Origin of the sequence: Exiguobacterium sp. BG5(2022), assembly GCF_031844365.1 — a bacterium.
Classification (GTDB): domain Bacteria; phylum Bacillota; class Bacilli; order Exiguobacteriales; family Exiguobacteriaceae; genus Exiguobacterium; species Exiguobacterium profundum.
On the sequence record NZ_JAUZVB010000003.1, the window covers coordinates 1 to 20,837 of the forward strand.

The following is a 20,837-nucleotide window of genomic DNA, read 5'->3' on the forward strand; positions in this document are numbered from 1 at the left end:
TCAGCGCCGAAAGTAGTTGGGGGATCTCCCCCTGTGAGGATAGGACGTTGCCAGGCAAACGGTGGTTCTGGAGCATTCGCTCAAGGGCCGCCGTTTTTTCATATCATCGATTCAGCTTAGTGGAAGAGAGGACGTAAGAAGCAATGGCTAAGAAGATCAAAGTATATGTCGAACCAAATGAAACGGTCAGTGAATGTTTAGATCGAATCAATGAAATGGGTTATCGTCCTATACGCCGTATTGAAAAGCCCGTCTTTGAGCAAACGGGAGCCAAAGATGAACCTGTCCATTCCCATCAATCGATTTTATTTGAATGCGTCTCTAAAGAATCCTAATGCCAAGCCGTCACACAATCTGCGTGACGGCTTTTTTATGTCTCAAAATGAATGTTCGCGTTCAAAGCATCGATCTCCAAGCGCATCCAATAAAGTTTGAGCTCGTTTTTCTATCTTTTTAGGAAGATTCTCTTTACTAAAGTATTCAAGAGCCAAACTTTCACCATCTTCCATGACGAGCGCTCCATGTACTCCTTTCGCCTGGTATAAATGAATGACACCGTATGTCTCGTCTCCGTTTGGATATTTGAAGTAACCATCTGAACCGGAAAAGACTTGGATTAATTCAAATTGCTCAGCGAGAAGTCCAGTTTCTTCTTTTAATTCTCTTGCAGCGACTTCTTCCAACGTTTCCCCGAGCTCCATCGATCCTCCTGGTAACCCCCAGTCAAGTGTATCCGATCGGAATTGCATCAGTACCTCTTGCTTTTGATTGATGACCAAAATGGTTGCTCCCACACTGATAATCGGACGATTCCCAATCACTTCCCGTAAACTTGCGATGTAACTCATCTAACTCCCCCTTTTCAATAGCATACATTACCGAAGATGATTATGCTGATAACGTCTAAAAAGCGAACAATAAATATTCAGACAATTAAAATGTTCGCAGTTTATTGACATGTTTTCAAAGAACAAGGTACGATAGGTGTGTGAGATAAGAAAAATAAATAGTGCTCCATATAATCGCAAGGAAATGGCTTGCAAGTTTCTACCTGATCACCGATTCTGATCAGACTATGGGGTGTAGCGGACGTGTATTTGTCATGCCTATACCCTAAACTGATTGTCGGTTTAGGGATTTCTTTTTGTAAGGGGGACATTGGGAATGAACGTAGCAGTTGGAGTAATCATGGGAAGTTCATCTGATTGGGAGACGATGAAACATACATGTGACGTGTTGGATGAATTACAGATTCCATATGAAAAACAAGTCGTATCAGCTCACCGTACACCAGACCTTATGTTCGAATATGCTGAAGAGGCACGAAGCAGAGGCATCCAAGTGATCGTTGCGGGTGCTGGTGGGGCAGCCCACCTTCCTGGAATGGTCGCTGCGAAAACAACACTTCCTGTCATCGGTGTCCCGGTACAGTCGAAAGCACTCAATGGAATGGATTCGCTACTCTCCATTGTTCAGATGCCTGCAGGAGTTCCAGTAGCAACTGTTGCCATCGGAAAAGCGGGAGCAACGAATGCAGGGTTATTGGCTGCTCAAATCCTCAGCATCCACTCCACAGACATTACAAATCGACTTGATGCATTTCGTGAGAAGAAACAAGAGATGGCGATTCGAGGAACGGAGGAGTTGGTCTGATGAGAATCGGAATTTTAGGTGGAGGACAACTTGGCCGGATGATGTCTCTTAGTGCGAGTGCAATGGGATACACGACACTTTGTCTCGATCCAAACCCAGATGCACCGACTGCTCAAGTGGCAGATTCAATTGTTGCCTCATTTAATGATGTGAATGCCGCAAAAGAACTCGCTGCTCGTTCAGACGTTGTGACTTATGAATTTGAGAACATCGATACGGAAATGATTGCAGCCATCGAAGAAAAATGTCCACAAGGTATGGACGTATTGAAGGCGACGCAACATCGAATTTTAGAGAAACAGATGATTGAATCAGCAGGACTACGTGTCGCACAGTATGTTTCGGTACGTACGGTTCGAGATGTACGGCAGGCATATGAGAAGCTCGGCTTACCATTTGTCATCAAAACGTGTCGCTTCGGTTATGACGGGAAAGGGCAGACGGTCATTCGGTCGGAACATGACCTTCAGACATTCGTTGAACATTTTGTCGAGCAGGAATATGTCGCCGAAGCTTGGTTGCCATTTGAAAAAGAAATTTCAGTCATTGTGACGAGAGGGTATGACGAAACGTCGACATTCCCAATCAGTGAAAACATTCATCACAACAACATCCTACATTTATCGATTGTACCGGCTCGCGTATCAAATGAGATTCAAGAGGATGCAAGACACCTCGCTCTCCAGCTTGCAGACCATATCGGCTTAATGGGAACGCTCGCTGTCGAGCTGTTCGTCATGGCGGATGGCCGTCTATATGTGAATGAGCTTGCGCCGCGTCCGCACAACTCCGGGCACTACACGATTGACGCTTGTGAAACCTCACAATTTGAACAACACATTCGAGCCGTGACCGGGATGCGCCTTGGACGGACGAGATTGACATCGCCTGTCGTCATGGTCAACCTTCTCGGCGAGCATATGCCACGACTTCATGTCAAAGCATTGCCATCGAATGTTAAACTACATCTGTATGGAAAAGATGAAGCGAAGACAGGTCGCAAAATGGGACATTTGAACGTCCTTGGTGACACGGTCGAAGAAGCGCTTCATACCATCGAACAACTGGCAATTTGGAAGGAGACCGTTTTATGATTTCACGCTACACCCGCCCAGAGATGGCAAACATTTGGACTGATCAAAACAAATTCGAGGCTTGGTTAAAAGTTGAACTTTATGCCTGTGAGGCTTGGAGTGAACTCGGTATCATCCCGAAAGAAGATGTACAAGTTCTTTGGGACAAGGCATCGTTCGATGTTGATCGCATTCTAGAGATTGAACAAGAGACACGTCATGATGTGATTGCGTTCACTCGTGCCGTTTCCGAGACACTCGGAGAAGAGAAAAAGTGGGTACATTACGGATTGACGTCGACGGATGTCGTCGACACGGCACTCTCGTACTTAATCAAACAGGCGAATGATCTTTTAGAAGCCGATTTAGATCGCTTCATCGGTATTCTCGCAGAAAAAGCGAAGGCACATAAGTATGACATCATGATGGGACGTACCCATGGCGTTCACGCGGAACCGACCACGTTCGGTCTGAAGCTCGCCCTCTGGTATGAAGAGATGAAACGAAACAAAAAACGCTTCATGGCAGCTCGCGAAACGATTGAATTCGGGAAGATGAGCGGAGCGGTTGGGACGTTTGCGAATATCGACCCGTTCATCGAGTCATACGTCTGTGACAAGCTCGGTATCCAAGCTGCACCGATTTCGACACAGACACTCCAACGTGACCGTCATGCCGAGTACATGTCAACACTCGCATTGATTGCCACATCGATTGAAAAGATGGCAACCGAGATTCGTGGACTTCAAAAAACAGAGACACGCGAAGTGGAAGAGTTCTTTGCGAAAGGACAAAAAGGGTCTTCTGCGATGCCGCATAAACGTAATCCAATCGGTTCTGAAAATATGACGGGTCTTGCACGCGTCATTCGCGGTCATATGATGACAGCATACGAGAATGTCCCACTCTGGCATGAACGTGACATCTCGCACTCATCAGCAGAACGAATCATCATTCCGGATGCGACGATTCTCCTCAACTACATGTTGAACCGTTTCGGTAACATCGTGAAGAACTTGACGGTCTTCCCGGACAACATGCGCCGCAATATGGACCGTACGTTCGGGATCATCTTCTCGCAACGGATCTTACTCGGTCTCATCGAGAAGGGCTGGTCACGTGAAGCAGCATACGACGCGGTTCAACCGAAAGCGATGCAGGCATGGGAAGAAGAGACGATGTTCCGTACATTGATTGAAGAGGACAAAGAGATGGGCGCACTCTTTACGAGTGAAGAGCTCGATGAGTTGTTCGACCCGCGTTATCACGTACGCCGTGTCGATACGATTTTTGAACGCTGTGGTTTGTAATCGTTGAGGGGCGACAAGCCCCTCTCACTTTTAAGGGGGAACGGTTCAGATGAAAGCAATTTATGAGGGCAAGGCGAAGGCGTTATTTGAGACAGAAGAAGCGGGTGTGCTTCGTGTGTACTATAAAGACGATGCGACAGCATTCAATGGAGAAAAGAAAGAGTCGATTGATGGGAAGGGGATTTTAAACAATGCCATCACGACCCAGTTGTTCGAATTGATGCATGACAACAAGATTCCGACGCACTTTATCAAACAAATCTCAGACCGGGAACAGTTAGTCCGCCGTGTCGACATCATTCCGTTAGAAGTGGTCGTCCGCAACGTCGCGGCCGGTAGTCTGGCGAAACGTCTCGGTTGGGAAGAAGGAAAACCGCTCCTCGCACCGATTGTCGAGTTTTATTATAAGGACGATGCGCTTGGGGACCCACTCCTCACGGAGGATCATATCCGATTATTGCAAGTTGCTACACACAAAGAAGTCGAAACATTGCGACAACTCGGGCTTTGGGTAAACGATGTCTTGCTCGATTTCTTTGGTCAACACGGCATCGACGTGATCGATTTCAAACTAGAGTTCGGAAAAGTGGATGGGACGATCATCTTGGCGGATGAAATCTCGCCGGATACGTGCCGCCTTTGGGACAAAGAAACGAAACAAAAGCTTGATAAAGATGTATTCCGTCGCGATTTAGGTTCTTTGACTGAGACGTATGGACAATTGTTAACACGCATAGGGGGAAACGGACAATGAAAAAAGTAAACGTGTATGTGACATTACGTGAAAGTGTACTCGACCCACAAGGAGTTGCCGTAAAAGGCGGGCTCGAACATCTCGGATTCGCTGGAGTTGAATCGGTGCGTATCGGGAAAGTGATCGAGCTTCAAGTAGCGGACGACACGACAGAAAACATGGTCAAAGAGATGTGTGAGAAGTTACTCGTCAATACGGTCATTGAGAATTATGAAATCGAGATGGGGGTACTCGCATGAAGTTTGCGGTCATCGTCTTTCCAGGATCAAACTGTGACCTCGACATGTACCACGCGGTAAAAGATGTGCTTGGGGAAGAAGCGGAATACGTGTTCCATACAGAGACTTCACTTGAAGGATTCGATGGGGTCCTCTTACCAGGCGGTTTCTCATACGGAGACTACTTGCGCTGCGGGTCAATCGCCCAGTTTTCACCAATCATGGCTGAAGTGAAGCGTTTCGCGGAAGAAGGACGCCCGGTACTCGGGGTATGTAACGGATTCCAAGTGCTCGTCGAAGCGGGACTCCTTCCAGGCGTATTGATGCGAAACCGCGATTTGAAATTCATGTGTAAGACCGTCGACCTCGTCGTCGAAAACAACGAGACGATGTTCACAAGTGAGTACGCGGCACAGGAAACGATTCGCGTGCCAATCGCACACGGTGAGGGCAACTACTACTGTGATGATGCGACACTTGCGGCATTGAAGGCAAATGGCCAGATTGCGTTCACCTATAAAGAGAACCCGAACGGATCGGTCGAAAACATCGCCGGCATCACGAACGAGGCAGGGAACGTACTCGGCATGATGCCACACCCGGAGCGTGCGGTCGAAGCGTTGCTCGGTGGGGAAGACGGTAAACGGTTATTCACGTCAATCGTAAAATGGGGGGCACGACATGTTACTTACAACTGAACCGACAGCTACACAAATCCGTGATGAACGGATCTATGCCACGATGGGATTATCGGACGACGAATACGCGCTCGTCGTCTCACTGCTTGGCCGGGAACCGAATTATACAGAGATCGGTCTCTTCTCGGTCATGTGGTCTGAACACTGTTCGTACAAAAACTCGAAACCGGTGCTCCGGAAGTTTCCGACAACCGGCAAGCACGTCTTACAAGGACCGGGAGAAGGGGCTGGAATCGTCGACATCGGAGACGGCCAAGCCGTCGCCTTTAAAATCGAGAGTCATAACCATCCATCCGCGATCGAGCCTTATCAAGGAGCGGCGACTGGGGTTGGCGGAATCATCCGTGACATCTTCTCGATGGGCGCCCGTCCGATTGCTTTATTGAACTCACTCCGTTTCGGAGATTTGAACGAATCACGTGTGAAACATTTATTCGGTCATGTCGTATCCGGCATCGCTGGATACGGGAACTGTGTCGGCATCCCGACTGTCGGTGGGGAAGTCGCCTTTGACCCGGCTTACTCAGGAAACCCACTCGTCAACGCAATGTGCGTCGGCTTCATCCGTCATGAAGACATTCAAAAAGGAATCGCGGAAGGTGTAGGGAACTCGGTCATGTACGTCGGAGCAACGACAGGACGTGACGGAATCCATGGTGCCACGTTCGCTTCTGAAGAACTCGGGGAAGACGCGGACGAGAAACGTCCAGCCGTCCAAGTCGGAGACCCGTTCATGGAGAAGCTCTTGATCGAAGCGTGTCTCGAAGTCATCAAGCACCCGGCGCTCGTCGGGATTCAAGACATGGGCGCAGCCGGATTGACGTCATCGTCAGCAGAGATGGCATCGAAAGCAGGGATGGGAATCGAGATGAATCTAGACCTCGTCCCACAACGTGAGACAGGCATGACACCTTACGAGATGATGCTATCGGAATCGCAAGAGCGGATGCTTCTCGTCGTCAAAGCTGGACATGAAGACGAAATCGAAGCAATCGTCACGAAGTGGGGACTTCATGCAGTCAAAGTCGGAGAAGTCATTGAAGAAAAAGTACTTCGTCTCGTTCATCAAGGTGAAGTCGCGGCGGAAGTACCGGTCGATGCACTCGCCGAAGACGCTCCTGTCTATCATAAACCGTCTAAAGTCCCGGCATATTACGAAGCATTCCAAGCGATGGAGCCGGTCACACCAGTTGTCGAAGATGTGATGGCGACATGGAAAGACGTCCTTGCGATGCCGAGCATCGCCTCGAAACGTTGGGTGTATGAGCAATATGACCATATGGTACAAACGTCGACAGTCGTCGCACCGGGTAGTGATGCCGCAGTCATTCGCATTCGTGAGACGGAGAAGTCGCTCGCGATGACGACGGACTGCAACGCAAAATATGTCTATCTCGATCCACGTGTCGGTGGAGCCATCGCTGTCGCGGAGGCGGCGCGAAACATCGTCGCAAGTGGTGCAGAACCACTCGCTTTGACGGACTGCCTCAATTTCGGGAGCCCGGATAAACCGGAAGGGTTCTGGCAGCTCGATCAAGCCGTCGAAGGAATGGCAGAAGCGTGTCGTACGCTTGATACGCCGGTCATCGGTGGGAACGTATCGCTGTATAACGAATCGAACGGACAATCCATCTACCCGACACCGGTCGTTGGAATGGTCGGACTCATCGAAAAACCAGAACATATTACGACATCGTTTGCGAAACAAGCGGGGGACGTCGTCTTCTTACTCGGTGAGACAAAAGCAGAATTTGGCGGAAGTGCCCTTCAAATGTTGCAAGACGGAAAAGTGAGCGGTCATGCACCGACACTCGACCTTGAAGAAGAACGTCAGACACAGAAGGTATTGCTTCACGCCATCCGTGAAGGTCTGGTCACGGCGGCACACGACGTGTCAGAAGGTGGTCTTGCGGCAGCGTTACCGGAACTGGTCTTTGGAACAGGGTTCGGCATGCACGTGACGATCGACACAGACCTTGTGACGGCACTATTTAGTGAATCCCAGTCACGTTTCCTCGTGACAGTAGACAAGGCACATGCCGAGTCATTCGCGCGCATGACGAACGGGACAGCAATCGGGACAGTGACAGAAGCCCCGACCCTTGTCGTTCGCGCAAGCGACCGCTTGATTGAAATGGACGTGAAAGAGTTGGAACGTGTATGGGAAGGAGCTATTCCATGTTATATGACATCCGAGGCATGAACGAGGAGTGCGGCGTCTTCGGTGTGTTCGGTCACATCGAAGCCTCACACCTTGCCTATTACGGACTGCACAGCTTGCAACACCGTGGCCAAGAAGGAACGGGGATCGTCACGGCAGACGGAGAACGTCTCCATGCGAAACGAGGACTCGGTCTCGTTACCGAGGTGTTCGATGAGACGTCACTCGACACACTCACGGGGAATCATGCGATTGGGCATGTCCGCTACTCAACGGCAGGCGGCAATACGTTAGAGAACGTTCAACCGCTCCATTTCAAGTCGTTGACTGGGGATTTGGCGATGGCGCATAACGGAAACCTCGTGAATGCGAACGAATTGAAACATATGCTCGAAGCGGAAGGCGCGATCTTCCAGACGACGTCCGACACGGAAGTCGTGGCTCACCTCATCAAGCGAAGTCGCGGCAATTCGTTGAAAGAACGAATCGCCGACAGCTTGGCTCGTCTCGTAGGGGCATTCGCTTTCCTATTCTTGACGGAAGATGCACTGTACGTCGGTGTCGACGTGCATGGGTTACGTCCATTGTCACTTGGACAAACCGAAGACGGGGCTTACGTGTTCGCTTCGGAAACGTGTGCGTTTGACGTCGTGGGGGCGACGTACGTACGAGATGTTGAACCAGGAGAATTGCTCATGGTCACGAATGAAGGGATCACGTCGGAGCGATTCAGTGAAGCGGCAGTCCGTGCCATGTGTTCAATGGAATACATCTACTTCTCACGACCGGACTCTATCATCGATGGCATCAACGTGCATACGGCACGTAAGGCCATGGGGAAAAAGATGTTTGAAGAAGCACCGGTCGAAGCAGATGTCGTGACAGGTGTGCCGGATTCAAGTATTTCCGCGGCAATCGGTTACGCTGAGGCGAGCGGAATCCCATACGAAATGGGACTCATTAAAAATCGTTACGTCGGACGTACGTTCATTCAACCGTCTCAGGAATTACGGGAGCGCGGCGTGAAGATGAAGTTATCAGCGTTACGCGGTGTCGTAAACGGGAAACGCGTCATCATGGTCGATGATTCCATCGTCCGAGGAACGACGAGTCGTCGAATCGTTTCGTTACTCCGGGAGGCAGGCGCGACGGAAGTGCATGTGCGCATCACGTCACCACCGATCAAACATCCGTGTTACTACGGAATCGATACATCGACCAAGGAAGAGTTAATTGCGGCAACCAAATCCGTTGAAGAAATCAGAGAAGAGATTGGTGCCGATTCACTAGCGTTCCTCACATTGGATGGAACGGTCGAAGCCATCGATCGTCCATTTGAAGGAGCACTACGCGGGCAGTGTGCTGCATGCTTCACGGGACTTTATCCGACTGAACTTGCAGAACTCGTGACAGAGACAAAGGCTTAAGGGGGAAATGCAATGAGCGTTCGTTATGAACAAGCGGGTGTGAATTTAGAAGCAGGGTACGAGGCCGTATCCCGTATGAAACGTCATGTTGCTCGGACAATGCGTCCGGAAGTGATGACAGGACTCGGTAGTTTCGGAGCGATGATTGATCTCGGTTCGATGAACATGAAACACCCGATTCTCGTGAGCGGGACCGACGGGGTCGGGACGAAACTGAAATTGGCGTTCGCGCTCGACCAGCATGACACGATTGGAATCGACTGCGTCGCCATGTGCGTCAACGATTGTCTCGTGCATGGGGCAGAACCGCTCTATTTCCTCGACTATATTGCGACCGGAAAAGCAGAACCGGCTAAACTTGAGCGAATCGTCGCCGGTGTTGCGGAAGGATGTGTCCAAGCCGGCTGCGCCCTCGTCGGTGGCGAAACCGCTGAAATGCCGGGGATGTATCCGGATGGCGAATATGATATTGCTGGATTTGCGGTCGGTGTCGTGGAGAAAGAAAACTTGCTCGACGGTTCGACGATTCAGGATGGAGACGTTGTGCTCGGACTTGCATCTTCAGGCGTCCACTCGAATGGGTTCTCGCTTGTACGTCATATTGTTGAATCACAAGGTCTTCATTATACGGATGAGATTGCGATGCTCGATACGACACTCGGGAACGCCTTGCTGTTGCCGACACGGATTTATGCCGAAGCGGCGAAAGCGGCGATTTCGACAGGGAAGGTTCAAGGGATGGCACACATCACAGGTGGTGGCTTCTATGAGAATGTCCCTCGCATGTTGCCAGAAGGTCTCGGCATCACGTTCGATGCCTCGAGTTGGCCGAGTCTTCCTGTATTCGACTGGCTCGAACAAGTCGGGAACATCTCGAAGCAAGAAATGTTCAACGTCTTCAATATGGGGATTGGTTATATGATCACGGTACGTCCTGAAGACGTGGAACTCGTCGAAGCGGCGCTTGAACGTGTCGGGGAGACCGCGCACCGAATCGGGAAAGTCGAGAGTCGTCCAGGCATCCGGATCTCAGGAGTGGACCAATGAAACGATTTGCTATCTTTGCGTCAGGATCGGGAAGTAACGCCGAAGCGATTTGGCAAGCAATCACCGATGGTCATTTGTCTGCTGAATGTGTGTTGCTCGTGACGGACAAACCAGAAGCTGCTGTTCTCGATCGAGCGGAGCGTCACGGGATTCCGAGTTTTTCGTTTACACCGAAGGCGTACGCGTCAAAAGAAGAGTTCGAGGAAGAAATTCTCGTCCTTCTCCGTACGCTTCGTGTAGACTATATCGTGTTGGCGGGGTATATGCGCTTGATCGGAAATGTGTTACTATCCGCATATCCGAACCGTATTCTAAACATTCATCCATCGCTTTTACCCGCTTTTCCAGGTAAAGACGCGATCGGACAGGCGCTTGACGCCAACGTACCGACGAGTGGTGTAACCGTTCATTATGTGGATGCGGGGATGGACACGGGTCCGATCATCGCACAGGCGTCCGTCGAGATTGAAGGGTGTGATCGCACCGAGGCGACACGTCGTATTCAGACGATCGAGCACCAACTGTATCCGCGCGTATTACAACAAGTGTTGAATCAACAGGAGGTTTTCAAGTGAGAGCATTATTAAGTGTTTCTGATAAAACGGGGATTGTCGAACTCGCAACCGTCTTGCATGAGGCGGGCATCGAGCTCATCTCAACAGGTGGGACCGAGGCGGCGCTTCAACAGGCAGGATTACCAGTCAAAAATATTTCGGAAGTGACATCGTTCCCCGAAATGTTAGACGGCCGTGTCAAAACGTTGCACCCACTCGTTCACGGGGGATTGCTCGGACGTCGCGACCTTGATACGCATGTCGCACAAATGAAAGATCATCACATCGAACCAATCGATTATGTGGTCGTCAATCTGTATCCGTTCAAAGAGACGATTGCAAAAGAAAATACGACATACGAAGAAGCGATTGAAAACATTGATATCGGTGGACCGAGCATGTTGCGTTCAGCTGCGAAAAACCATGCGAGTGTCACCGTCGTCGTGGACCCGAGTGATTACACACTCGTCGCCGATGAAGTACGTGGAGGCGGTACATCGTTTGAAACACGTCAACGTCTCGCGACGAAAGCGTTCCGACATACGGCTGCCTATGATGCGTTAATTGCCGACTACTTAGGTCGTCAAATCGGCGAAACGTTCCCAGAGCAGGTGACTGTCACGTATGAAAAGGTTCAAGACCTTCGTTATGGAGAGAACCCACACCAACAAGCGGCGTTTTATAAGACACCGTTATATGACGGGATGACACTTGCGAATGCGACACAGCTTCACGGGAAAGAGCTCTCGTATAACAATATTCAAGATACGAATGCAGCACTTGAAGCACTCAGTGAATTGACTGAGCCGGCGGCAGTCGTTGTCAAGCATATGAACCCATGCGGCGTTGCAGTCGGACGGACGATTTCTCAAGCGTTCGAACGTGCCCATGCGGCCGACCCGGTCTCTATCTTTGGTGGAATCGTCGCCTTAAACCGTGAAGTCGATCTCGAAACGGCGGATGCCCTTCGCAACATCTTTTTAGAGATCATCATTGCTCCATCCTTTAGTGAGGCAGCACTTGACCGATTGAAAGAGAAAAAGAATCTTCGTTTGTTGACGTTAGATATGGGACAGATGACAGGCATGCGCCTCACGGCTGTCGCGGGAGGATTGCTCGTACAAGACGGGGATGACATGACACTCGATGATGCCTCATGCCAAATCGTGACGGATCGTCGTCCGACAGCATCAGAATGGGAAGACTTGAAACTTGCATGGCGTGTCGTCAAGCATGTCAAATCGAACGCTATCGTCGTCGCAAAAGACGAAACGACGATTGGAATCGGTGCCGGACAGATGAACCGCGTCGGTGCAGCAAAAATCGCTTTCGAACAAGCTGGAGAACGCGCGACAGGCGCGGCTCTCGGAAGTGATGCCTTCTTCCCGATGGCAGATACGGTCGAAGCGGCAGCGGCAGCGGGAATCACGGCCATCATCCAACCGGGTGGGTCGATTCGCGATGCCGAATCGATTGAAGCGGCAAATCGCCATGGTATCACGATGGTATTCACATCAGTCAGACATTTCAAACACTGAGAGGGGTTTGCGTCATGAACGTATTGGTCATCGGTCGAGGAGGACGCGAGCATGCGCTCGCGTGGAAGTTGAAACAAGACGGGCATCACGTCTTCGTTGCACCGGGCAACGACTTCATGGAAGGGATGACGTGTGTGTCGATCCATGAAACAGACGTGGAGGCGCTCGCCCATTTCGCAGAAGAGAACGAGATCGAATGGACGATTGTCGGACCGGAGTCGTCACTCATGGCAGGAGTCGTGGATACGTTCCGTGCCAAAGGACTGAACATCTTTGGACCGACGAAAGCGGCTGCCTTACTCGAAGGAAGCAAGGCGTTCGCAAAGGAAGTCATGATGGAAGCCGGGATTCCGACAGCGGCATACGAGGCGTTCACAGAAGCGGAATCGGCGCTTGCCTATATCGAGAAGCTAGGGGCACCACTCGTCGTCAAGGCGGACGGATTGGCTGCCGGTAAAGGCGTCACGGTTGCATTTACGGTCGAAGAGGCGGAAGCTGCCGTACGTGATATTTTCACGACGGATAAATTTGGGCAACAGTCACAAGTCGTCATCGAAGAGTTCCTCGATGGGGAAGAGTTTTCGCTCATGGCGTTCGTCTCGGGGGAGCGTGTCATTCCGATGATCACCTCGCAAGATCATAAACGTGCCTATGACGGCGACAGGGGACCGAACACGGGTGGTATGGGCGCTTATAGCCCGATGCCACATCTTTCAAAGGACGTGTATGAGGAATCGGTGAAGACCGTATTAGAACCACTCGCGCAGACGATGGTCAAACGAGGTACTCCATTTGAAGGATTCTTGTACGCCGGTCTCATCTTGACGGCGAATGGACCAAAAGTCATCGAATTCAATGCACGCTTCGGTGACCCGGAAACGGAGGTCATTCTACCGAACTTGAAAACGCCGCTCCTTGACATGATTGAAGCGGTCGTTCGTCAAGAACCGTATCTGATTGAATGGGTCGATGGATATACGATGGGGGTCGTCATTGCGGCCGAAGGGTATCCGGACCGACCGATCACGGGCCAGGTGTTATCAGGATTTGAGTCGCTTCCGAAAGATGTGCTGGTCTTCCATGCCGGCACGACAAAGAAGGGCGATCAAGTCGTAGGGAGCGGAGGTCGTCTACTTGTTGTGACGGCGACGAAGCCGACACTGCTTGAGGCGAAAACGGCTGTGTATGCGGCGATTTCACAACTCGATTTACCTGAGACGTTCCACCGAACGGATATCGGGTCACGGGCGTTCACGCAGATTATTTGAAGGATGGGTCAACCCATCCTTTTTTTCATGCGAAAAAAAGGAAATGCCGATATCCTGTTCTACAATAATAATAAAGTAGCTGGAAGAAGGAGGGTGGTCGGTCTGCGTGTTCAAACAAAATTATTTATTGCGATAGCCGTGAACATTGTATTCTTCATCGGTGTTATTTTATTCGTCATCAAACCGTATTTTGTAGAGAAAAGTATTGAGCAGGACAGGGCGATGACCCGTGATCAAATCGAAAGTGTGTCAGAAGTGTTCGCCAATCACCGACTCATGCTCGAACGAATTCTTGTAGATTGGTCAGTCTGGACGAACGCCTATGATTTTGTTCAAAATCAGAATGAAGCATTCATTGAAAATAACATGGGGGAAGAGACACTCGAAAACTTGGGGGTCGGCGCAATGATTTTCCTCGACCGTGATCGAGAGGTCGTCTACTCGGAGTTTACTCAATTTTATGAATTAGATCGTGAAGAGGACAAAGAGACATTCACGAACGACTTGATCCGTTACGTCAACTCGTCAGGAATCAAACAAAGTGCGGTGTATGGCACCGATTTCGGTCCGGTCGTCTTCATGAGTCATCCGATTGTGAGAAGTGATGGGACAGGAAAGCCGGGTGGGACGCTCGTGATCATTCAAAAAATCGGTCCAGACTTCATGGCCGCGATGAGTGCCCAAGCAAAAACGAAATTATCGATCAGTCCTCTTTCACACCGGCAGTTGACGGTCGATGAAGACAATCAATTTGCACGTGTCTCGTTACCGCTTCAATCCGTCTATCAAGATGCGAACTGGGAACTCAACTTCTCGGTGAAGCGAACGTACTATACCAATACACAGACCATGTTAGAAACGGGGATGCTAGGGCTGCTTGTGCTCGGTCTTGGTCTATTGTTGACACTGTTTTGGTCGGTGAATCAAATTGTCACGAAACGATTGATGGGCATCGTCAACGAACTCAAATGGATCACGAAAGAACGGAATAGTCGGTTACGGATTCAGTTGCATCCAAATCAACAAGACGAGATTGAAGAGATGGCGATCAGCATGAACGAGGTGCTCGATGCACTCGAACAGACACAAAAAGAATCGTTGACGCGTGCCTTCCGAGATTCTTTGACCCGTCTTCCGAACCGATTGGCGGTCGAAGAGATGTTCGTGAGCTTACCGGAAACGACCCGGTCGATTGGAGTGATGGGAATCGATCTCGACAACTTCCGACGGATCAACGATCAATTTGGTCAGCGTACGGGAGATGCGATGCTGACGTTCTTTGCCTCTCGTTTGATGTTTTATAGAGAGGATGGCTTCGTTGCAAGAATCGGAGCGGACGAGTTCATCTTGATTCATCCGGAATGGACGACCGAGGAGCTCATGATTATCGCGAATCAATTAGTGAAAGATTTGCGCGAATGGGGTTTGAAACAAGGGATGAACCATTTGACCTTGAGTATCGGCATCGACGAATTGACTGGACCCACGCATCATTCCTATGAGGTGATGATGGCGCGACTCGATGTCGTCTTACACGAAGCCAAAGCATCCGGGAAAAATCAGATTCTTTCCTATCATGAGATTGAAGATGGGAGTCACTACTTGCAAGCGCTCGAGATGGAACGTGATTTACGTCATGCGTTGCGTCATGATGAGTTCGAACTCTATTACCAACCAATCGTCTCTCCGCAGCCGTTTCAAGTAAGAGGAGTCGAGGCGTTGATTCGCTGGCACCATCCACAGAAAGGGTTCGTTTCTCCCGGCGTGTTCATTCCGGTTGCGGAGCAACTCGGGCTCATCTCAGATGTGGGACGCTGGGTGCTTGTGCGCGCCATCACCGAGATTCAAGAGTACGCAGAGCGGTTTGATTTATTTTTATCCATTAACGTCTCGAAACGTCAGATTTTAGACGGCTCGTTTTTAGAAGCGTTGGAGGAGACGCTCGCTAAGACAGGATTTCCCCCACACCGGTTGCATGTGGAAATCACAGAGAGTGAAGTCGGTGGGAATGTGTATGAACTTCAACAGTTCATTCAAGCGTTAAAGGCCATCGGGGTCAAAATATCACTCGATGACTTCGGTGTTGGGACATCGTCACTTTCATACCTGCAATCCCTGCGTCTCGACATCGTTAAAATCGATCAGAACTTCGTGAAAGGGATTCCGGAGAATAAGTTTGACCGCGCGCTGTTAGAAGGGCTGTATCAAACTTTCCAAACGCTTGGACTCGAGATCGTCACGGAAGGGGTCGAGCGACCGGAACAGCTTGCGTTCGTATTAGAATATAGTGGTTCGCTCATTCAAGGTTATCATTACAGTAAACCGATTCCGGTCGATCAATTGCACCTGTACTTACGAAAAACGGTCATGACTCAAATTTGATGTAGGCGACTCTTCACAGGGAGAGTCGTCTTTTTTTGTGAAAAATATATGTGAAATTTGTTACAATAGGGAACATAACTTGCGACCCATTCAGAGAAAAGGTAAACTTGAAACAGGGAAAGAAAACGCTTTCAAAACTATTTTTTAATAGCTTTGCAAGGGAAAAGGGAGGATTGGGTTCGATGCCAACAAAAAGAACGGCGCGGGCACCGTGGTCTAAAGTGATGATTCGTTCACAACTTGAAGTCGTGGATCGATTGCGACCACCTTCGCTCGTCTTACAAAACGCAACGTATTTGAACGTTTATGTAAAACAATGGAGAACCGCAAATATTTGGATTGAGGGAGATCGGATCGTGTATGTCGGTCCAGACTTACCAGAATCAGCGGTCGAAACGGTCGATGTGACAGGAAAGTATATTGTACCTGGGTATATCGAGCCTCACGCTCATCCGTTTCAATTATACAATCCGGCGACGTTGTCAAAATATGCAGGAGAGCGTGGAACGACGACGCTCGTCAATGACAACATGCTGCTTTTTTTACAAGAGAAAGAGCAAGCGTTTGCGCAGCTCGATGCGATTCAGCAATTACCGACGAGTACGTATTGGTGGGCACGATTGGATACGCAAACGGAGCTGGACCGAGAGAGCGTGGCTGTCGACTCGGAACGCGTTCATGAGTGGTTTAACCATCCGGACGTCGTCATGGCAGGTGAATTGACGGCATGGCCACGCGCCTTGAAGGGCGATGATGAGATGCTTCAGTGGATGCTTGACGCCGAGACGTGCGGTTTGCCGGTCGAGGGACATTTTCCGGGGGCGTCGCCGAAGACATTGACTAAAATGGCGTTGATGGGAGTACACAGCGACCATGAGGCGATGACGGCGGAAGAGGCGTTCAATCGATTGGAACTAGGTTATACGACGACGCTTCGACATTCCTCGATTCGTCCGGACCTGCCGGAGATGATTCGTGACCTATTGGCGAATGGATTGACGGCGTTCGACCATCTCATGGTGACGACGGACGGTTCGACACCGGGCTTTTATGAGGACGGCATGCAGGATGCTCTCGTCCGCATTTTGATCGAAGCGGGATTACCGGCCATCGAAGCCTACCGGATTGTCTCTCATAACGTGGCTCGTCATTTTGACCTCGATCATATTTTAGGTGCAATTGCGCCAGGCCGCATCGCGCATTTGAACATTCTAGATGCCATCGAGGAACCGCGTCCGACGGCCGTTATCGCGAAAGGGCAATGGATTTATCGTGATGGGGTATCGCTTTTCCCGAACGAATTAGTGGAAGCAGTCCTCGACATGATGCCGTCGACAGACGTTTCAATCGAGCTTACGCCACAAGACTTGTCCTTCAGCATGCCGGTCGGACTCGACATGATCAACTCGGTCATCATGAAGCTGTTTAAAATTACGCATGACACGGGTCAAGATGAATTACCGCGTGATGGAGACGAATCGTTTCTCATGTTGCTTGATAAAGAAGGGAAATGGCGATTGAACACAGTCCTGAAAGGATTCGCTCGAGATTTTGGTGGACTTGTCAGTTCGTACTCGATCAGTGGGGACTACTTGATTCTAGGAAAATGTAAACAAGATATGTTACTGGCGTTCAAACGAATGAACGAACTTGGAGGCGGGATTGTCCTCGTAGACAAGGGCGAAATTGTTGCGGAGATTCCGTTGCCACTCTGTGGGATGACGTCGACGGAGCCACTTGAAGTGCTCATCGGTCAAGAGAAACAGCTGCGAGACGAGCTCATGGCGAGGGGCTATCAGTTCGAAGACCCGATCTATACATTACTATTTTTAGCGTCTACCCATTTGCCGTATGTTCGGGCGACACCTCTCGGCATTTACGAAGTCATGAAGAAACAAGTACTATTTCCTGCGATTTTGCGATGAATAGTTGAGTCCAAGGCGCCCCTGCTTTAGAATGATAAAGAAGTATGAGTAGAGAGGATGCTTGCGGATGCAACTCGATAAATTACGAGGTCGAGAGCTTGATCAATTGTTTGAAGCGATTTTGAAGCTCGAGACACTCGAAGACTGTTATCAATTATTCGAAGATTTAGCGACTGTTAATGAAATTCAAGCACTTGCGCAACGACTTGAAGTGGCGCGGCAAATTCGTGAAGGAAACACGTATCATAAAATTGAGGATGCGACAGGCGCCTCAACGGCCACGATTTCACGTGTGAAGCGATGCTTGAACTATGGGACAGGCGGATACGATCTCGCTCTTGAACGTCTACAACAAACAAAAGGTGACTCGTAAGAGTCATCTTGTTTTTGATGGAGGGGAGGGGCGAGATGCAACAGAAATTCATGAAACAGAACTTACAATTGTTCTTTCGAAATTTAACACCGGTTCAAACACTCGTATTAATTTATAGTGCGGCAGCGATTTTATCAGTTTTGCTTCTCGCCTTACCAATCGCCCACAAGCCCGGAGTGACGATCACATTTACCGATCTTGTCTTCTTTGCGGTGAGCTGTGTCAGTGTCACCGGTCTGACACCGATTGTAGTCACCGATACTTTCTCCACGTTCGGCTTATTTATCATCCTGTTCATCGTCCAAGTGAGCGGTGTCGGATTGATCAGTTTGCACGTCATCATGTGGATCTTACTTGGGAAACGAATTGGGTTTAGGGAAAGACAACTGATTTTACGCGACCAAAACCAGACGTCGATGTCTGGTATCGTCAAATACATCACGGAAATCGTCATCACCGTAATCGCCATTGAAGCGGTCGGTGCCGTCTTGCTCGGGGTCCATTACTTAAGTTATTTTGATACCGCCGGAGAAGCCTTCTTGCAAGGATTGTTCGGGTCGGTCAGTGCGACGACGAATGCCGGGTTTGACATTACGGGAAGTTCGCTCGCACCATTCCGTGAGGACCCGTTCGTCATCTTTACACAAATCGCGCTCATGACCGGTGGTGCCATCGGATTCCCAGTGCTTGTAGAAATTCGAACGTACTTGGTGAGCCGAATCACTCGAAAACGTCATACGTTCCCAAGTCGATTCTCTTTGTTCACGAAATTGACGGTTTCGACCTTCTTTATTTTGATTGCCGTCGGTACGGTCGGCTTGTTCATCTTTGAATACAACAATGCCTTTAAAGACTTGCCGCTCTGGTTGGCACTTTCGGATTCGTTGTTCCAATCCGTGACGACACGAAATGGTGGTCTATCGACGGTAGATGTCAATTTGTTCTCTGAAGCGAGCATGTTGCTTCTGTCCATCCTTATGTTCATCGGGGCGTCTCCATCGTCTGTCGGTGGGGGGATTCGGACGACAACGTTTGCTGTAGCCGTTCTCGCTGTCATCGCCTTCATTCGCGGGGACTCGTCCATCAAAATTTTCGGTCGTGAAATCGTCCTTGAAGATATTTGGAAAGCGTTCGTTATCATTACGGTCTCGCTTGCCGTGTTACTATCAGGTGTCATGGTCATGGCTTATTTTGAGGATGCTTCGTTGACACGAATCTTATTCGAGGCGTGTTCTGCGTTCGGGACGACGGGCCTATCCGTCGGATTGTCCTCCGAATTTAGTAACGTTGGAAAATGGGTGTTGACGATTCTCATGTTCATCGGTCGGATCGGCGTCATCGCCTTCATTCTCATCCTGCAACGGAGACAACCGAAGCGGATGTATAACTATCCGAAAGAATCAATCATCTTAGGATAAGGAGATTGTCATATGAAAGCATTTTGGATCAACTTCGGATACGTCTTTATTGTTCCGGTTCTTCCGTTTATCGCCATCGTCAATGGAACGGCGCTCTGTTCACCGGACTCGCCGCTCCTTGACATACCGGTGCTCGGATTCTTTTTAGCGAATCCGCTCTGGTTCGTCCCCGTTTACGGTCTATTCGCCTTGCTTGTTGCGAAATGGTTGACGGATCGGGAACGGAATCGTACGGTACGTTCGTGACTTGCTTCGGCAAGTCTTTTTTTGTTGGGGAGATGCACGGGAGGAAAAAAATCGATACACTAGAGAAGGATTCGATAGGAGGGAATGAGTTGGAATTTCAGACGTGGCGACATGTGTTTAAACTAGATCCGAATAAGGAACTCACAGATGAGGCGCTCGAGGCCCTCATCCATTCTGGGACCGACGCCTTTTTGATTGGAGGAACGGATGGGGTTGATGCAGAGAATACATTTGCGCTATATGCGAGAGTCCGAGATGCCGGGATTCCAATCGCACTTGAGATTAGTCATCCTAGTCAAGTCATCCACGGATTCAATCATTACTTCGTGCCCACCGTGCTGAATGCGGGAACTCCGGAATGGATCATTGGACATCATGCTCGTGCGTTTGAACGATACGGCCATTTCTTTGATGACCGTCTTGTAACGGCTCAAGGGTATCTCGTCTTGAACCCGGACGCGAAAGTCGCTGACGTGACGGAAGCACGATGCGATTTGACGATCGAAGAGTCCGTGGCATACGCGGAAGTTGGACATCACTTGTTCCGTCTTCCCTCGCTCTATATCGAATATAGTGGACGACTCGGGAATCCTGATGTCGTCAAAGAGATTCGTTTGGCGTTACCTGATGCACATCTCTTTTACGGTGGTGGCATCGAGGGAGAAGAGACGGCACGATTAATGGGTGCACATGTCGACACGATTGTTGTCGGCAATATCATTTATGAAGACTTAGCTGGAGCACTTGCGACTGTACGAGCACTCCGATAAAATAAGAACAAACGTTTGGAAC

Annotated in this window: 20 protein-coding genes and 1 riboswitch; of the genes, 19 read left to right on the forward strand and 1 reads right to left on the reverse strand. The window is 49.8% G+C overall.

Annotated elements, in window-relative coordinates:
- The first annotated feature begins 143 nt into the window (after positions 1 to 143).
- Positions 144 to 335, forward strand: coding sequence for an NETI motif-containing protein (locus Q9R25_RS12155; RefSeq protein WP_015880702.1), 192 nt, complete (start codon positions 144 to 146; stop codon positions 333 to 335).
- A gap of 42 nt (positions 336 to 377) precedes the next feature.
- On the opposite strand, the gene Q9R25_RS12160 is transcribed toward Q9R25_RS12155, so the two are convergent.
- Entirely contained in the window at positions 378 to 848 is a 471-nt protein-coding gene (locus Q9R25_RS12160) for an NUDIX hydrolase (RefSeq protein WP_159563478.1), read from the reverse strand.
- Positions 849 to 994: 146 nt separating this feature from the next.
- Positions 995 to 1,096: riboswitch (purine riboswitch) on the forward strand.
- Positions 1,097 to 1,164: 68 nt separating this feature from the next.
- Between Q9R25_RS12160 and purE the strand changes: the two genes are divergently transcribed.
- The 18 genes from purE (at position 1,165) to pcrB (ending at position 20,815) form a co-directional block, all read left to right on the forward strand.
- A complete protein-coding gene (gene purE / locus Q9R25_RS12165; protein WP_159563479.1) occupies positions 1,165 to 1,653 on the forward strand; it encodes a 5-(carboxyamino)imidazole ribonucleotide mutase in 489 nt (162 codons plus the stop codon).
- The gene (gene purK, locus Q9R25_RS12170) at positions 1,653 to 2,747 is read left to right on the forward strand and encodes a 5-(carboxyamino)imidazole ribonucleotide synthase (protein ID WP_196431640.1); all 1,095 of its coding nucleotides are present in this window, start codon (positions 1,653 to 1,655) and stop codon (positions 2,745 to 2,747) included. The genes purE and purK overlap by 1 nt, the downstream gene beginning before the upstream one ends.
- Positions 2,744 to 4,036 (forward strand): adenylosuccinate lyase, encoded by a 1,293-nt coding sequence (gene purB, locus Q9R25_RS12175; RefSeq protein ID WP_015880706.1) that lies wholly within the window; start codon positions 2,744 to 2,746, stop codon positions 4,034 to 4,036. The genes purK and purB overlap by 4 nt, the downstream gene beginning before the upstream one ends.
- Positions 4,037 to 4,085: 49 nt before the next feature.
- Positions 4,086 to 4,790, forward strand: a complete 705-nt coding sequence (gene purC / locus Q9R25_RS12180) for a phosphoribosylaminoimidazolesuccinocarboxamide synthase (RefSeq protein WP_214691432.1) — start codon at positions 4,086 to 4,088, stop codon at positions 4,788 to 4,790.
- Positions 4,787 to 5,029 carry a phosphoribosylformylglycinamidine synthase subunit PurS gene (purS, locus tag Q9R25_RS12185; RefSeq protein ID WP_159563481.1) on the forward strand — a complete coding sequence of 81 codons (243 nt, stop codon included), beginning with the start codon at positions 4,787 to 4,789 and terminating at the stop codon, positions 5,027 to 5,029. Before purC ends, purS begins: the two co-directional genes overlap by 4 nt.
- Positions 5,026 to 5,706: a phosphoribosylformylglycinamidine synthase subunit PurQ gene (purQ, locus tag Q9R25_RS12190; protein WP_015880709.1), complete on the forward strand. Its 681-nt coding sequence runs from the start codon at positions 5,026 to 5,028 to the stop codon at positions 5,704 to 5,706. The genes purS and purQ overlap by 4 nt, the downstream gene beginning before the upstream one ends.
- A complete protein-coding gene (gene purL / locus Q9R25_RS12195; protein WP_311283222.1) occupies positions 5,690 to 7,909 on the forward strand; it encodes a phosphoribosylformylglycinamidine synthase subunit PurL in 2,220 nt (739 codons plus the stop codon). The genes purQ and purL overlap by 17 nt, the downstream gene beginning before the upstream one ends.
- Positions 7,885 to 9,294, forward strand: coding sequence for an amidophosphoribosyltransferase (gene purF, locus Q9R25_RS12200; protein ID WP_159563484.1), 1,410 nt, complete (start codon positions 7,885 to 7,887; stop codon positions 9,292 to 9,294). Before purL ends, purF begins: the two co-directional genes overlap by 25 nt.
- Before the next feature lie 12 nt (positions 9,295 to 9,306).
- Positions 9,307 to 10,341 carry a phosphoribosylformylglycinamidine cyclo-ligase gene (gene purM / locus Q9R25_RS12205; RefSeq protein ID WP_074037834.1) on the forward strand — a complete coding sequence of 345 codons (1,035 nt, stop codon included), beginning with the start codon at positions 9,307 to 9,309 and terminating at the stop codon, positions 10,339 to 10,341.
- A complete protein-coding gene (gene purN / locus Q9R25_RS12210; protein WP_074037833.1) occupies positions 10,338 to 10,916 on the forward strand; it encodes a phosphoribosylglycinamide formyltransferase in 579 nt (192 codons plus the stop codon). Before purM ends, purN begins: the two co-directional genes overlap by 4 nt.
- Positions 10,913 to 12,433, forward strand: a complete 1,521-nt coding sequence (purH, locus tag Q9R25_RS12215; RefSeq protein ID WP_311283223.1) for a bifunctional phosphoribosylaminoimidazolecarboxamide formyltransferase/IMP cyclohydrolase — start codon at positions 10,913 to 10,915, stop codon at positions 12,431 to 12,433. The genes purN and purH overlap by 4 nt, the downstream gene beginning before the upstream one ends.
- Positions 12,434 to 12,447: 14 nt before the next feature.
- A complete protein-coding gene (gene purD / locus Q9R25_RS12220) occupies positions 12,448 to 13,701 on the forward strand; it encodes a phosphoribosylamine--glycine ligase (protein ID WP_159563486.1) in 1,254 nt (417 codons plus the stop codon).
- Positions 13,702 to 13,923: 222 nt separating this feature from the next.
- Positions 13,924 to 16,083: a bifunctional diguanylate cyclase/phosphodiesterase gene (locus Q9R25_RS12225; RefSeq protein ID WP_311283224.1), complete on the forward strand. Its 2,160-nt coding sequence runs from the start codon at positions 13,924 to 13,926 to the stop codon at positions 16,081 to 16,083.
- 182 nt (positions 16,084 to 16,265) lie between these two features.
- Positions 16,266 to 18,008, forward strand: coding sequence for an adenine deaminase C-terminal domain-containing protein (locus tag Q9R25_RS12230; RefSeq protein WP_214691437.1), 1,743 nt, complete (start codon positions 16,266 to 16,268; stop codon positions 18,006 to 18,008).
- 67 nt (positions 18,009 to 18,075) lie between these two features.
- Positions 18,076 to 18,381: a YerC/YecD family TrpR-related protein gene (locus Q9R25_RS12235; RefSeq protein ID WP_015880718.1), complete on the forward strand. Its 306-nt coding sequence runs from the start codon at positions 18,076 to 18,078 to the stop codon at positions 18,379 to 18,381.
- 35 nt (positions 18,382 to 18,416) lie between these two features.
- Positions 18,417 to 19,799 (forward strand): TrkH family potassium uptake protein, encoded by a 1,383-nt coding sequence (locus Q9R25_RS12240; protein ID WP_214691438.1) that lies wholly within the window; start codon positions 18,417 to 18,419, stop codon positions 19,797 to 19,799.
- Between the two features lie 12 nt (positions 19,800 to 19,811).
- The gene (locus Q9R25_RS12245; RefSeq protein WP_214691439.1) at positions 19,812 to 20,045 is read left to right on the forward strand and encodes a hypothetical protein; all 234 of its coding nucleotides are present in this window, start codon (positions 19,812 to 19,814) and stop codon (positions 20,043 to 20,045) included.
- An 89-nt stretch (positions 20,046 to 20,134) separates the two neighbouring features.
- Positions 20,135 to 20,815 (forward strand): heptaprenylglyceryl phosphate synthase, encoded by a 681-nt coding sequence (gene pcrB, locus Q9R25_RS12250; RefSeq protein WP_214691440.1) that lies wholly within the window; start codon positions 20,135 to 20,137, stop codon positions 20,813 to 20,815.
- Positions 20,816 to 20,837: the final 22 nt, after the last annotated feature.